At 62.0% G+C, this 12296-nt stretch carries 14 protein-coding genes; 11 read left to right on the forward strand and 3 right to left on the reverse strand.

What is annotated here, in order from left to right:
* Positions 1-8 precede the first annotated feature (8 nt).
* Together AC5ZG1_RS00270 and AC5ZG1_RS00275 are read right to left on the reverse strand one after the other, a co-directional pair.
* Positions 9-590, reverse strand: a complete 582-nt coding sequence (locus AC5ZG1_RS00270) for an amino acid synthesis family protein (protein WP_496131666.1) — start codon at positions 588-590, stop codon at positions 9-11.
* Positions 591-725: 135 nt separating this feature from the next.
* Positions 726-1412, reverse strand: coding sequence for a MarR family winged helix-turn-helix transcriptional regulator (locus AC5ZG1_RS00275; RefSeq protein WP_496131667.1), 687 nt, complete (start codon positions 1410-1412; stop codon positions 726-728).
* A gap of 77 nt (positions 1413-1489) precedes the next feature.
* Between AC5ZG1_RS00275 and AC5ZG1_RS00280 the strand changes: the two genes are divergently transcribed.
* The 11 genes from AC5ZG1_RS00280 (at position 1490) to AC5ZG1_RS00330 (ending at position 12081) form a co-directional block, all read left to right on the forward strand.
* On the forward strand, positions 1490-2020 hold the full coding sequence (locus AC5ZG1_RS00280; RefSeq protein ID WP_496131668.1) for a flavin reductase family protein: 531 nt from the start codon (positions 1490-1492) through the stop codon (positions 2018-2020).
* A 30-nt stretch (positions 2021-2050) separates the two neighbouring features.
* Positions 2051-3550: a 4-hydroxyphenylacetate 3-hydroxylase family protein gene (locus AC5ZG1_RS00285; protein WP_456641122.1), complete on the forward strand. Its 1500-nt coding sequence runs from the start codon at positions 2051-2053 to the stop codon at positions 3548-3550.
* A 19-nt stretch (positions 3551-3569) separates the two neighbouring features.
* Positions 3570-3950, forward strand: coding sequence for a cupin domain-containing protein (locus tag AC5ZG1_RS00290; RefSeq protein ID WP_028162054.1), 381 nt, complete (start codon positions 3570-3572; stop codon positions 3948-3950).
* Positions 3940-4545: a UbiX family flavin prenyltransferase gene (locus tag AC5ZG1_RS00295; protein WP_496131879.1), complete on the forward strand. Its 606-nt coding sequence runs from the start codon at positions 3940-3942 to the stop codon at positions 4543-4545. The genes AC5ZG1_RS00290 and AC5ZG1_RS00295 overlap by 11 nt, the downstream gene beginning before the upstream one ends.
* Positions 4542-5117: a TIGR02444 family protein gene (locus tag AC5ZG1_RS00300; RefSeq protein WP_496131669.1), complete on the forward strand. Its 576-nt coding sequence runs from the start codon at positions 4542-4544 to the stop codon at positions 5115-5117. The genes AC5ZG1_RS00295 and AC5ZG1_RS00300 overlap by 4 nt, the downstream gene beginning before the upstream one ends.
* Before the next feature lie 107 nt (positions 5118-5224).
* Positions 5225-6646, forward strand: a complete 1422-nt coding sequence (locus AC5ZG1_RS00305; protein ID WP_165435085.1) for a UbiD family decarboxylase — start codon at positions 5225-5227, stop codon at positions 6644-6646.
* A gap of 40 nt (positions 6647-6686) precedes the next feature.
* Positions 6687-7652: a Bug family tripartite tricarboxylate transporter substrate binding protein gene (locus tag AC5ZG1_RS00310; protein WP_496131670.1), complete on the forward strand. Its 966-nt coding sequence runs from the start codon at positions 6687-6689 to the stop codon at positions 7650-7652.
* A 37-nt stretch (positions 7653-7689) separates the two neighbouring features.
* On the forward strand, positions 7690-8142 hold the full coding sequence (locus tag AC5ZG1_RS00315) for a tripartite tricarboxylate transporter TctB family protein (protein WP_456641119.1): 453 nt from the start codon (positions 7690-7692) through the stop codon (positions 8140-8142).
* Positions 8139-9641 (forward strand): tripartite tricarboxylate transporter permease, encoded by a 1503-nt coding sequence (locus AC5ZG1_RS00320; RefSeq protein WP_208819694.1) that lies wholly within the window; start codon positions 8139-8141, stop codon positions 9639-9641. The genes AC5ZG1_RS00315 and AC5ZG1_RS00320 overlap by 4 nt, the downstream gene beginning before the upstream one ends.
* A 38-nt stretch (positions 9642-9679) precedes the next feature.
* Positions 9680-11350, forward strand: a complete 1671-nt coding sequence (locus tag AC5ZG1_RS00325) for a thiamine pyrophosphate-binding protein (protein ID WP_496131671.1) — start codon at positions 9680-9682, stop codon at positions 11348-11350.
* Positions 11351-11391: 41 nt separating this feature from the next.
* Entirely contained in the window at positions 11392-12081 is a 690-nt protein-coding gene (locus AC5ZG1_RS00330) for a DUF2848 domain-containing protein (RefSeq protein ID WP_496131672.1), read from the forward strand.
* Here the strand turns inward: AC5ZG1_RS00330 and AC5ZG1_RS00335 are convergent.
* Positions 12078-12281: a hypothetical protein gene (locus AC5ZG1_RS00335; protein ID WP_130224220.1), complete on the reverse strand. Its 204-nt coding sequence runs from the start codon at positions 12279-12281 to the stop codon at positions 12078-12080. The two genes, AC5ZG1_RS00330 and AC5ZG1_RS00335, sit on opposite strands and share 4 nt — an antisense overlap.
* Positions 12282-12296: the final 15 nt, after the last annotated feature.

Genomic DNA, 12296 nt, shown 5'->3' on the forward strand with positions numbered 1-12296 from the left:
CGCTGGGGTTAGTGTAGTCCGTCCTCGCCGACGATGGCGTCAGCAGACAGGCCTCCAACACGCGCGTTGAGGCGGCCGCGATTGGCGAGGCAGACGATCAGCGCGATTTCGTCGGCGGCCGGTGCGTCGGTCGGCAGCGTCACCGAGACGCCGTCGTAGTGTGAGCGGACGTAAAGGGCGTCCTTATGGGCCAACGGAACGTCGATCAGGCACCCTGGCGCCGCGAGTTTCGTGAAGGAGGGGATCCAGGCCTTGGCGCCGCCGACGGCCTCCCGCAGCGGCGTCGCAAAGGTGGTGGTCAGCAAGGCGTTGGCGTGCTCGAGTTCGCCGCCGAGGCCGACGACCCCGCCCTTGCCATAGCTTTCGGCCTTGTGCGGCCCGAGCGCTTCGAGCGCCAGCTTGGCCAGCACTGCTCCAATCTCCGCGCTGGCAGCGGTCCCTTCGGACAGGTCTTCGACGTAGCGGCCGGCGTAGGGGTTCTGGATGATCGCGACCGCGGCGACACGGCGCAGCGGCCTCGCGTGGCGCTGGCCAGCCTCGATCTCCTTATGATCGGTGAAACAGAGCAGGCGCCTGACATCGAGTTTCATTTGATGAGTTTCTCCCAAACCAGTTGCTGCAAATCCTGCCGCATCAAATATGTTTGAGCAATAGCTTAGTTGCGAAGCAAGAACGCGGCAGGCGCCAATCTGACGTGGATAACGGGCCACAAGAACTGGGGGCAATCAGGAAGCCTCACGATCCCACATCGCCCGCTGGCGGCAGCGTAACCTATTCTCGATCAGGTGTGTCGCCTCGTCCGCGGCATAGACCATGCCGGACATCAGCTTGCGCATTTTCCGGAAGTCGGTTGCCGACAACCCGCGAAACAGGATGTCATTGACCGGACGCTGCACCGCCGCCAACTCGCTGAGCAAGGCTCGGCCCTTCGGGCTCACTGTCAGGATGACCCTCCGCCGATCCACCGAATCGACGTGCTTGTGGATAAGGCCCCTGGCAGCGAGCTTGTTGATCTCGATTGTGGCGAAGGCGCTGCTGAAGTGCAGATGTTCGGCGATCTGGTTCACTCCAATCTTCCTGTTCTCGCCGCTCAGATGTGCGACCGCAATCAGCACCGTATACTGCGTTCCGGACAGACCGAGCACCGCGCCGAGTTGGCTCCGTACCGCCTGCAATCTTGTAAAAAAGGCGAGCGCATCGTGAATGAAGTGCCGAAAGGCCCAGTCGGACCCATCCATCATCAAATGCGGGATCGAGACCGTTGGCTCAATTCCAGGCTTTTGTGCCTTCCGATTGGTCTTGGCTGTCCGTGATCTTGTCTTGCTCTGCATGAATTCCTCGCTGTTGCGCCGCGATATGTCGTCTGGCACAAGCACGAACAGCTTGCGTTGCGCTGCCGCAAAGATCGGCATCGGCTTGCTTGACAGCGGTCTTTTTACCTCGATAATATAGCTTTGTTATAAAGCTAATTATGGGCTTGTGACTCCTGATGACCGCAACCACAGATATCGACTCGCGTGCCTTCCGCCGGGCGTTGGGGCAGTTTGCCACCGGGGTTGCCGTGATCACCGCGCAGGCTGCCGACGGAAGTGCGATCGGGCTGACCATGAGCTCGTTTAATTCCGTCTCGGTCGATCCGCCACTGATCCTGTTCTCGATCGACCGCAAGGCCTTCAGCCTGACCGCGATGACGGAGGCCAAGGGTTATGCCGTGAACATCCTGGGGCACGATCAGGAGCATCTGTCGAACCAATTCGCCCGGGCGCTCGGCGATAAATGGACTGCGGTGGAGCACACGATCGGCCATATGTCGGCGCCGCTGATCGCCGGCGCGCTGGCGCATTTCGAATGCGTGCCTTACGCGCAGTATGACGGAGGTGACCATGTGATCTTCGTCGGGAGGGTCGTGCGGTTTTCCGCCCATCCTCCTAAAGAACCGCTTATATTCTTTCGCGGGGCCTATCGCAGCCTTGCCGGAACCGAAAGCAGCCCGGAATGGCCGCTTCCAATGCACTACTAGTAAATCCATCCAGGAGATCTCGAGGCCTTCATGATCAAGACTGGCGCACAGCACATTGCGAGCCTACGCGACGGACGCGAAGTTTATCTTGATGGCGAGCTGGTGACCGATGTCACCACGCATCCGGCGTTTCGCGGCGCCGTGGCTTCGGTCGGTCGGATGTTCGACTTCCAAAGCGCGCCGGAAAATCGCGAGCTCATGACGTTTGAGACCGACACCGGCACCCGCGCCAATCGCATTTGGGAGTTGCCGGGCAGCTATGAGGCGCTGGTCAGGCGCCGGCGCGGGCTGGAAGCGTGGACAGAGCTGCATGCCGGCTTCATGGGGCGAGCGCCGGACCATGTCGCCTCGTGCATTGCGGGCATGTATATGGGGCTCGAGGTCTTCGAGGCCTATGACAAGGAGCGCGCCAAGGCTCTTGCGGATTATTATCGCTACGCGCGCGACAACGATCTCTATCTGACCTACGTCATCATCAATCCGCAGGCCGATCGCTCGAAGAGCGCCGCTGGGCAGGCCGATCCCTACCTGACCGCGGGCATCGTGTCGCGCGATGCTGACGGCATCGTTGTGCGCGGCGCCAAGATGCTGGCGACCGGCGGGATCATGGCCAATGAGGTGTTCGTCACCTGCATCCAGCCGTTGCAGCCGGGCGATGAAAAATACGCGATCTCCTTTGCGATCCCGATGAACACCAAGGGACTCAAGATCCTCTCGCGCAAATCCTACGAGGCGGGGGCCGGGGCGGTGTTCGACAGCCCGCTGGCGAGCCGCTTCGACGAGAACGATGCGGTTCTGTATTTCGATGAGGTTAAGGTGCCCTGGAACAGGGTGTTCATCGTCGATGACATCGCGATGTGCCAGAAGCAGTTCCACGTCACGCCGGCGCACGTCTACCAGAACTACCAGGCCATGATCCGGCTCTCGATCAAGTTGCGCTTCCTTGCGGGAATCGCGCACCGTATCGCGGAAACCAATGGCATCATCGGTTTCCCGCAGGTCAAGGAGACGCTCGGCCAGCTCGCCGCCGAGGTCAGCATGGTGGAAGCGTTCATGGTCGCGATGGAGACCAAGGGCCAGCAGCGCGGCGTTTACTTTGTGCCGGATCGGCAGATGCTCTACGGGGCGCAGACCATGACGCAGCAGCTCTATGCCAAGATCATCAACGCGCTGCGCGAGCTTGCCGGCGGCGGCATGATCATGCTGCCGTCCTCCGTGAAGGATTTCGACAATCCGGATCTGGCCAAGCTGATCGGCAAGACCCAGCAATCGCCGGCCGCCGGCGCCGTGGACAAGGTGAAGTTCTACAAGCTCGCCTGGGATGCGGTCGGATCGGAATTCGCCTCGCGGCATGCGCAATATGAGATGTTCTATGCCGGTGCGACCTTCGTCACCAAGGGGCATGCCTTCCGCACCTATGACTGGCAGAAGTCGGCGGCGTTGCTCGACAAGATGCTGTCGAGCTACGATCTGACGGACGAATTGACCAACGGCCAAAAACCGGCTTCATCGTCCCGAGCGGTCGCCTAAACTTCAGGAAAGTCGAAAAATGGCAATCAACAAGCTTCACGACGAGTTTCGCGCCATCGATATGTCCAGCGGGTGGGAGACGCCCCCGGGCTATCCGGCCGGTATCCAGCAGAAAATCCTCTCGGGCGCCCTGGATGAAGTGAACAAGCGCGGCAGCCGCACCCGGCTGCTTCGGTTCGAGCCGGGCGTTTACACGACCAAGCCGTTCGTGCACGAATATTGGGAAGAGGTGTTCCTGTTTTCGGGCGACCTGATCGTCGGTAATGACGAGCAGGGCAATGGCGGCGAGTCGTTCAAGCCGAATACCTATGCATGCCGCCCGCCGGGCGTCTATCATGGACCGTTCAAGTCGGTGACCGGCTGCCTTCTGATGGAGATTCACTATTTCGATCCCGCCTGAGGGCGAGCCGAGGCGTCTGATCGTCGGCATCACCGGAGCATCGGGCGCCATTTATGGCGTCCGGCTGCTGCGACTGTTGAAGTCGATGCCGATCGAGACTCATCTGGTGATGAGCCGTTCGGCAAAGATCACGCTGACCCAGGAGCTCGACCTCAAGGTCTCTGACGTGACGGCCTTGGCTGATGTCGTCCACCAGGTCGATAATATCGGCGCCTCGATCTCGAGCGGCTCGTTCAAGACGCTCGGAATGGTGATCGCGCCGTGTTCGATGCGGAGCCTCGCCGAGATCGCCAGCGGCGTGACGTCGTCGCTGGTGACCCGCGCTGCCGACGTGGTCCTCAAAGAGCGTCGCCGGCTCGTGCTGATGGTGCGTGAGGCGCCGCTGCATCTCGGCCATCTCAAGTCGATGGTGGCCGCGACCGAAATCGGCGCCATCGTCTACCCGCCGGTGCCCGCGTTCTACGCGCGTCCGGAAAGCCTCGATCAGATGGTTGATCATACGCTCGGCCGCGTCCTCGACCTCTTTGATATCTCGACTAACGTGGTCAGTCGTTGGCGGGGGCTTGCGCCTGCCGATGCCAAGGAACCGCGTTGAGCGGCGCGGCGTCAGGGGAAGAGAACGGCGCCACGGCCGGCGCGAGCCAGGCAATCGATGCGGAAAGCTGGGCGTTTGCGCTGGAGCTTTATGCCGAGCCGGGCATCGCCGATGCCTGCCTTGCATTACAGAACGAATGCGCCGTCGACGTCATGATGTTGTTGATGGCCACGTTCGCCGCCGTCCGCCGTGGGATCGCGCTGACGCCATCCGATATTGCAGGGATGGATGCAGCATGTCGCGACTGGCGTGAGCGGATCGTGCTTCCGCTGCGCGCGCTCCGCACGACGTTGAAATCGGGGCCTGCGCCGGCGCCAAACGAGCAGACCGAGAAATTGCGGTCGAGCATCAAGGCGGCCGAACTGTCCGCCGAACGGTTGCAGAATGAAGCGCTCGCGCAATGGCTTGCGAAGCTGCCGGCGCGCTCGCGTGCACTGCAGCGTAAGGACATCGTCAGCGCATTGCGAGCCGTGATTGATTTTGCGCTGCAAGAGCGCCAAGGCGAGCCGAGTGCGGCGCAGCTCTCGCTGATCGACGCGATTGTCGATCGAGCGCTTGGACCTTCCAACTAAGTCTGCGCGCACGGCGCGCACATCTTCAGCACGGCGTGCCTAGCAAGCAGGCTTGACTAGCTTTATTGCTTAGCTATTCTTGTTTAGTAATTTAGATGGGATCGATCTTGCAGCCTGAAGTTCTCGATACGCGTTTCCGTTCGGCGCTGGCCCGTCTGGCGCAACGTGGCCGCATCCTCACCTATGAAAAGCCGGTCGATCCGCACCTCGAGCTCGCCGCGATGTTGAAGAAGCACGACGGCAAGCAGGTCCTGCTGTTTCCGTCGGTCAAGGGCGCGGACGTTCCGGTCGTCGGCAATCTCCTGAGTTCGAGAGAAAACTGCGAAGCGGGTTTCGGGCTGGATTTCAGGGGCATCCGCGGTCTCGTGCAGCGCGCCCTCGGTGGTCCGCTGAAGCCCGAGCTCGTGAAAGAAGTTCCTGTTCAGGAAGTGGTGCTCCGCACCGGCTTTGATATTACGAAGATCATACCCGCGTTGTTTCACGCACCGGGCGATGCGGGCCGCTACATCACCGCCGGCATCGTGGTGGTGAAGGATCCGGTCACCGGCATCTACAACGCCTCCTACCATCGCCTGCAGCTCTTGGGGCCGGACCGCGTCGCGATTAAGCTCGACTTCGGTCGTCACTTGCGGCTGGCGTTCGAGCGCGCCAAGGAGCAGGGCAGGTCGCTGCCGGTCGCGGTCTGCATCGGTACCGACCTCGCGCTGCACTTTACCGCGGCGACTATGGGGTCGCAGATGCCGGAAAGCGCCGACGAGCTTGCCGTCGCGGGCGGGCTCGCGGGCCGTCCGCTCACGGTCGGTAAGGCAGTGTCGCAAGACATCCTGGTGCCGGCGGAGAGCGAGTTTGTCCTCGAAGGTGAGATCCTCGCCGACGAGGTCGCTCCCGAGGGGCCATTCGGCGAGTTCGTCGGCTTCGCCGCGCCGGCGGCCGACGCGCCGGTCCTGAAGATCACCGCGGTCACGCATCGGCTGCGTCCGATCTACCACGTCATCAACGGCTTCGGACGCGAGACCATCATCCTGCGGAAATATGTACTCGAAGCCAGCCTTTTGAAAGTGCTGCAGTCGGCGATTCCAATCGTGACTGACGTCGAGATGACGTCAGGCGGTCTGCATCGCTTCCACGCGGTGATCCAGGTCCACAAGCAGAGCCGTCAGCACAACGGGCTTCAGCGCAACGCGATCCTGGCCGCATTCGGTGCGTTGAAGGATCTCGATCTCATCACCGTGGTCGACCACGATATCGACATCCGCGATCCCATCGACGTGGAATATGCGGTGGCGACGCGGATGGAAGCGTCCGCCGACCTGTTCATGATCCCTGGTGCGCGCGGCCACGAATATGTGCGCGTCAGCAAAGAGGGCGTGCGTACCAAGCTCGGCATCGACGCCACGGTGCCGTTCGAGGATCAGGACAAGTTCCGGCGGGTCGAATTCGCGCCGACGCCGGTAGAGCTCAGTGAATTCACCGCGGGCGAGGCGGTCGCCAGGAACGCTCTCGGCCTTGCGGGATCGAACATCACCTGAACCATCTTCACTCAATAGATCACAGGCGGGGAAACGAAAGATGATGCGAATTGCGGCGGCCATTCTGTCGGCAGGCATGGCATTGAGCGCCACGGCGGCATCGGCGCAGGAGTGGCCGAGCAAAACCATCAAGCTGGTCGTGCCTTATGCGCCCGGCGGCTACACCGATTCAGTCGCGCGCATCACCGCGCGATATCTCGAGAAGGAATTGGGACAGACGGTGATCGTCGACAATCGCGCCGGCGGCGGCGGCATTGTCGGCTCCGACCTCGTGGCGAAGTCGCCGGGCGACGGTTACACGCTCTGCATCTGCAGCGTCGGCGCCATTTCGGTCGCTCCGGTCGCGCAAACGACATCGTACGATCCGGTGAAGAGTTTCAAGCCGGTCAGTGTCGTCAGCACGATTCCGCAGACCGTGATCGTCAACCCGTCGCTCCCGATCAACACGATGCAGGATCTCGTTGCCTACGCGAAAGCCAACCCCGGCAAGCTGAGCTATGGGTCCAGCGGCGCCGGCGGCCTGATGCATTACTCGGTGCAGCTCTTCGATGCGCGGAACGGCACCAAGATGACCCACGTTCCGTTCAAGGGCGGTTCGCCGGCCACGGCTGCTGTAGTGTCGGGCGAGGTCAATTTGTCATTCACCAACATGACCGATGCGTTGCCGCAGATGGAAGCCAACAAGGTGCGCGCGCTGGCGGTGACCTCGGCCAAGCGCAACGAGTTCGCGCCGCAATTGCCGACGGTGTCTGAAACGGTGACGCCGGGCTACAGCGTCGAGTCATGGAACGGCCTGATGGCGCCGGCCAGCACGCCGGACCCGATCATCGCCAAACTGTCGGACGTGCTGAAGAAGATGGCGGCGGACCCCGAGGTCAAGAAGAGCATGGCGGTGGTCGGCGCCTCGACCGTGTTCACCACGCCTGACGAATACAAGGCGCAGATCGCAGCTGAAGTCGAACAGTGGTGGGAGCTCCTCAAGGAAATCGCCGAGAAGAAGAACTGACTGGCCTCGGGATAGGTCAGCGGGAGGCAATATCAGCATGAGGTCATCTGCCGGACGCGGCAACAATACCGACTTCTATTCCGGCTTGCTGCTGATCGCGGTTGCGATCGTGGCACTGCTTTATATTCGAACGCTTTCAGTTGGCACCGTCCTGGAGATGGGGCCGGGCTACTTCCCCCTCGGGCTTGCGCTCGTTCTGCTCGGCATGGGGCTTTGCCTCGCCGTCAAGGGGCTGCTCGCCGAAGGCAGTCCGATTGGATCGTTCCATCTGCGGCCGTTGATCTGCATCCTGCTGTCGTTCACGGCTTTCGGCGTGCTGGTCGAGCGCGCCGGGTTGATCATCGCGATCCTCGCGCAGGTGGCCATTGCGCATTTTGCCTCCGTCGAGACGCGTTGGCGGCAGAGCCTCGTGAGCGGCGTGCTGCTCGCGGCGGCCTCGGCCGTGATCTTTGTGTGGCTTCTCAAGATTCCGGTGGACCTCTTGCCATGACCGATGTCTTCGCCCAGCTTGGTCATGGCTTCGCCGTCGCCGCGACGCCGATAAATCTCTTCTTCTGCCTGGTCGGTGCCATCTGCGGCACGTTGATCGGTGTGTTGCCGGGCCTTGGTCCGGTCGCCACGATCTCGCTGTTGCTGCCGGCGACCTATGCGCTCAGTCCGGTCTCCGCGATCATCATGCTGGCCGGCATCTACTACGGCGCGCAGTATGGCGGGTCGACGACGGCGATCCTGGTCAACATTCCCGGCGAATCCACCTCCGTGGTCACCGCCATCGACGGCTACAAAATGGCCCAGCAGGGCAGGGCGAGCGAGGCGCTCGCGATTGCGGCCATCGGCTCCTTCATCGCGGGATGCATCGGCACCGTCGTCATCGCGCTGCTTGGACCGCCGCTCGCCTTGATGACGCAGCAGTTCGCGTCGCCGGACTATTTCTCGCTGATGGTGCTCGGGCTCGTTTCGGCCGTGGTGCTCGCCAACGGCTCCGCGTTTCGCGCCATCGCGATGATCTTTCTCGGCCTGCTGCTCGGCATGGTCGGCATGGACCTCAACACCGGCGAAGCCCGCATGACCTTCGGCCTTGTTGAACTGTCCGACGGCATCAATTTCGTCGCGCTGGTCATGGGGCTTTTCGGCGTCGCCGAAGTGATCTCCAATCTCGAAGGGGCATCGGTCCGCATCGTCAACAAGATGCGGATCGGTACCATCTGGCCGTCATTCAGCGCATTGCGAGGGGCATGGGGCGCGGTTCTGCGCGGCACCGCGCTCGGTACGCTGTTCGGCATCCTGCCGGGCGGTGGCGCGACCATCGCGTCGTTCTCCGCCTACGCCCTCGAGAAGCGCGTCGCCAAGGATCGGTCACGGTTCGGCAATGGCGCCATTGAAGGCGTGGCGGGGCCGGAAAGCGCCAACAACGCTGCGGCGCAGACTTCGTTCGTGCCGCTGCTGACGATGGGTATCCCGACCAGCGCCACCATGGCGCTGATGGTCGGTGCGTTGACGCTGCACGGCATCGCGCCCGGACCGATGATCATCTCCCGGCAGCCAGACCTGTTCTGGGGCCTGATCGCCAGCATGTTCCTCGGCAACGCAATGCTGGTGATCATCAATCTGCCGATGATCGGGATCTGGGTTCGTTTGCTCGCGGTTCCCTACCGGCTGCTTTATCTGGTCATCGTCGTCGTCTGCGCCATCGGTGTCTACTCGGTGAATAATTCGAGTTTTGACGTTTACATGACGGTCGGCTTTTCCCTGCTGGGTTACGTCCTGCGCAAGCTCGACGCCGAGCCGGCGCCATTGTTGATGGGCTTTGTGCTCGGACCCATGGTCGAGGAGAACTTTCGGCGCAGCCTGATCACCTCGCATGGCGATCCGATGGTCTTCCTGCAGCGGCCGATAAGTCTCGCGCTGCTCCTGATCTCGGCAGCCTTGCTGATCTCGATCATGATGCCGACGGTGCGGCAGCGCCGCGTCGAAGTCTTCCAGGAGTGAGCGGCCAGCAAGGCGCCGTAACGCAATCAGGAACGAGCGTGAACAAGCATGATCCGGAGCAACCGGCCGGTCCGGTAACGGCTTTGCGCAGCGGCGGCCAGCTATTGGTCTCCGCATTGCGCGTCAATGGCATCGACCGAATGTTCGGCGTGCCCGGCGAGAGCGCGCTGCCGATTTTCGATTCGCTGCTGGATGCAGGCATCCACTTCGTCACCTGTCGTCATGAGGCCACGGCTTCGCACACGGCGGAAGCGGACGGCAAGATTTCCGGACGTCCCGGCGTTTGCGTCGTCAGCCGCGGCCCCGGCGCGATGCACGCCGCGATCGGGTTGCACACCGCCTGGCAGGATTCGACGCCGATGATCCTGATCATCGGACAGGTGCCGCGCAGCCACCGCGGTCGCGAGGCGTTCCAGGAGATCAACTACGTCAGAACGTTCGACGACATGACGAAGTGGGTCGGCGAGGTCCAGTCACCGGACCAGATTCCCGAGTTCGTCAATCGTGCAGTCCACATCGCGATGCAGGGACGCCCCGGCCCGGTGGTGCTGTCGCTCCCCGAAGACGTCCTGAGTAGCACGAGCGATGTCGCCGATGCGCTCCCTGCGCAGATTGTCCAGACCGCGCCGTCAGATCAGCAAATAGCGCAGGTCGGCGAGCTGCTCGGTCGTGCCCGGAAGCCGCTCGTCATCGTCGGCAATCTCGGCTGGACGCCGGAGGCGGCTAAGCAATTCGACGCGTTCGTTGTGCGCAACGATCTGCCGGTCGTTGCAGGGTTCCGGTCGCAGGATGTGCTCGACAATCGAAGCCCGCACTATGTCGGCGATCTCAGTCTCGGCTGCAGCAAGGCGTTGATGGAGCGCGTGAAAGCGGCAGACCTGCTCCTGGTGATCGGGGACAGGCTTGGTGATGTCACCACCAACCATTTTTCGTTGCTCGCCGTGCCGACGCCGAAGCAAGTCCTGATCCACGTGTTTCCGGGAGCCGAGGAGCTCGGCCGGACCTATAATCCGACGCTCGCGATCCAATCGAAATCGTCCAATTTCGTGGCCGCGCTTGCGAAGCTGCGGCCACTGGATGCGAAGCCATGGGCTACATGGCGCGAGGAGTCACGCCAGGCTCTGGTCGATTATCAGTCACCTCGGCCGGCGACAGCGAGCTTCGATCTCTCCAAGGTGATCGCCCATCTCAATCGCGTGTTGCCTGATGATGCCGTTGTCACCAATGGCGCCGGGAACTACACGATCTGGCTGCATCGCTACTACTGCTACCGGCAACTCGGTACCCAGATTGCGCCGAAGTCCGGCTCGATGGGCTATGGGCTGCCGGCCGCGATCGCAGCGAAGCTGCGTCACCCGAAGCGTACGGTGGTCTGTCTCGCCGGCGACGGCTGTTTCATGATGGCGTCGCAGGAGTTCGCGACCGCGGTTCAGCACAAGCTTCCGATCATTGTCATCATTGTCAACAACGGCATGTACGGTTCGATCCGGATGCATCAGGAAAACCATTTTCCGGCCAGGCCGAGCGGCACGGACTTGCTGAATCCAGATTTCGGGGCCCTGGCGAAGTCGTATGGGGCGCACGGCGAGATCGTCGATCACCACGATCAATTCCCCGATGCCTTTGCCCGGGCGGCAAGGGCGGATCTACCGACCGTCATCGAACTGCGCGTCAATCGCAATCAACTCACCCCGGATCGTAGCCTGTAAAGCTCGGCTCAAGAAAATCGAGCACGCCACATGGAACGGACATGAAGAACGATATCGAATTCACTTTGGTTGCCAAGAACGCCACGACGCCGCTCAAACTGTCGATCACGCAGGCGGTGATCGCCGGCTGGACCGGGCGCGATCCGGTCGCGCGCGACGAGCACATTGCCGAGCTTGCGGCGATCGGCATCGCGCCCCCGGCCTCGACCCCGATCTATTACCGATGTGCCGCGCGCAGGCTGACGACCGCCGGCAGCATTGAATGCACCGGCACCGAGTCGAGCGGGGAGGTCGAGTTCGTACTGTTTGGATTCGAAGGGCGTACGTTCGTCGGCGTCGGCTCCGATCATACCGACCGCAAGGTCGAGACCTACAACATCACGGTATCAAAGCAGATGTGCGACAAGCCTGTGGCGCCAATGCTGTGGGATCTCGCTGACATCGAAAGCCACTGGGATCAGATCATGCTGCGATCCTGGGCGACGATCGACGGCGAACGCGTGCTTTATCAGGAAGGCGCGCTGAGCGGAATGCTGCCGGTGCCCGATCTGATCGAGCGCGGATTTGGCACTGCCCGACTGCCTGATGGCTGTGCCATGTTCTGCGGCACTTTCGCTGCCAAGGGTGGCATCCGCCCGGCCAGCCGCTTCGATTATGTCATTGAAGATCCCGTCTTGAAACGCAGCATCAGCCACGGCTACGAGATCATCACGCTGCCGGTGCTGGGCTAGGTGCCACGGGCGGACTTCATCTGGGACTCGGTCGGCACCTTCCGATCCGGGTCCCTGTCATCCTTGTTGCCTTCAGACAGGCGAATGCGTCGCTCATAGTGGTGAGCCAACTGCAGCAGGCGCCGCTTGATGAATGGATCTGCTTGCTCCGCAATAGCCCGAACCGCGCGCGCTCTTTCTCTGCAAAACTCATCGTCCATCGATTTTGTCCCCGC

This window comes from Bradyrhizobium sp. Leo78 (assembly GCF_059512425.1).

What these genes read in the sequence shown, in the direction of transcription:
- AC5ZG1_RS00270 (WP_496131666.1), bottom strand. Translation starts at nt 590, where the DNA reads ATGAAACTCGATGTCAGGCGCCTGCTCTGTTTCACCGATCATAAGGAG.
- AC5ZG1_RS00275 (WP_496131667.1), bottom strand. Translation starts at nt 1,412, where the DNA reads ATGCCGATCTTTGCGGCAGCGCAACGCAAGCTGTTCGTGCTTGTGCCA.
- AC5ZG1_RS00280 (WP_496131668.1), top strand. Translation starts at nt 1,490, where the DNA reads ATGACCGCAACCACAGATATCGACTCGCGTGCCTTCCGCCGGGCGTTG.
- AC5ZG1_RS00285 (WP_456641122.1), top strand. Translation starts at nt 2,051, where the DNA reads ATGATCAAGACTGGCGCACAGCACATTGCGAGCCTACGCGACGGACGC.
- AC5ZG1_RS00290 (WP_028162054.1), top strand. Translation starts at nt 3,570, where the DNA reads ATGGCAATCAACAAGCTTCACGACGAGTTTCGCGCCATCGATATGTCC.
- AC5ZG1_RS00310 (WP_496131670.1), top strand. Translation starts at nt 6,687, where the DNA reads ATGATGCGAATTGCGGCGGCCATTCTGTCGGCAGGCATGGCATTGAGC.
- AC5ZG1_RS00315 (WP_456641119.1), top strand. Translation starts at nt 7,690, where the DNA reads ATGAGGTCATCTGCCGGACGCGGCAACAATACCGACTTCTATTCCGGC.
- AC5ZG1_RS00320 (WP_208819694.1), top strand. Translation starts at nt 8,139, where the DNA reads ATGACCGATGTCTTCGCCCAGCTTGGTCATGGCTTCGCCGTCGCCGCG.
- AC5ZG1_RS00330 (WP_496131672.1), top strand. Translation starts at nt 11,392, where the DNA reads ATGAAGAACGATATCGAATTCACTTTGGTTGCCAAGAACGCCACGACG.
- AC5ZG1_RS00335 (WP_130224220.1), bottom strand. Translation starts at nt 12,281, where the DNA reads ATGGACGATGAGTTTTGCAGAGAAAGAGCGCGCGCGGTTCGGGCTATT.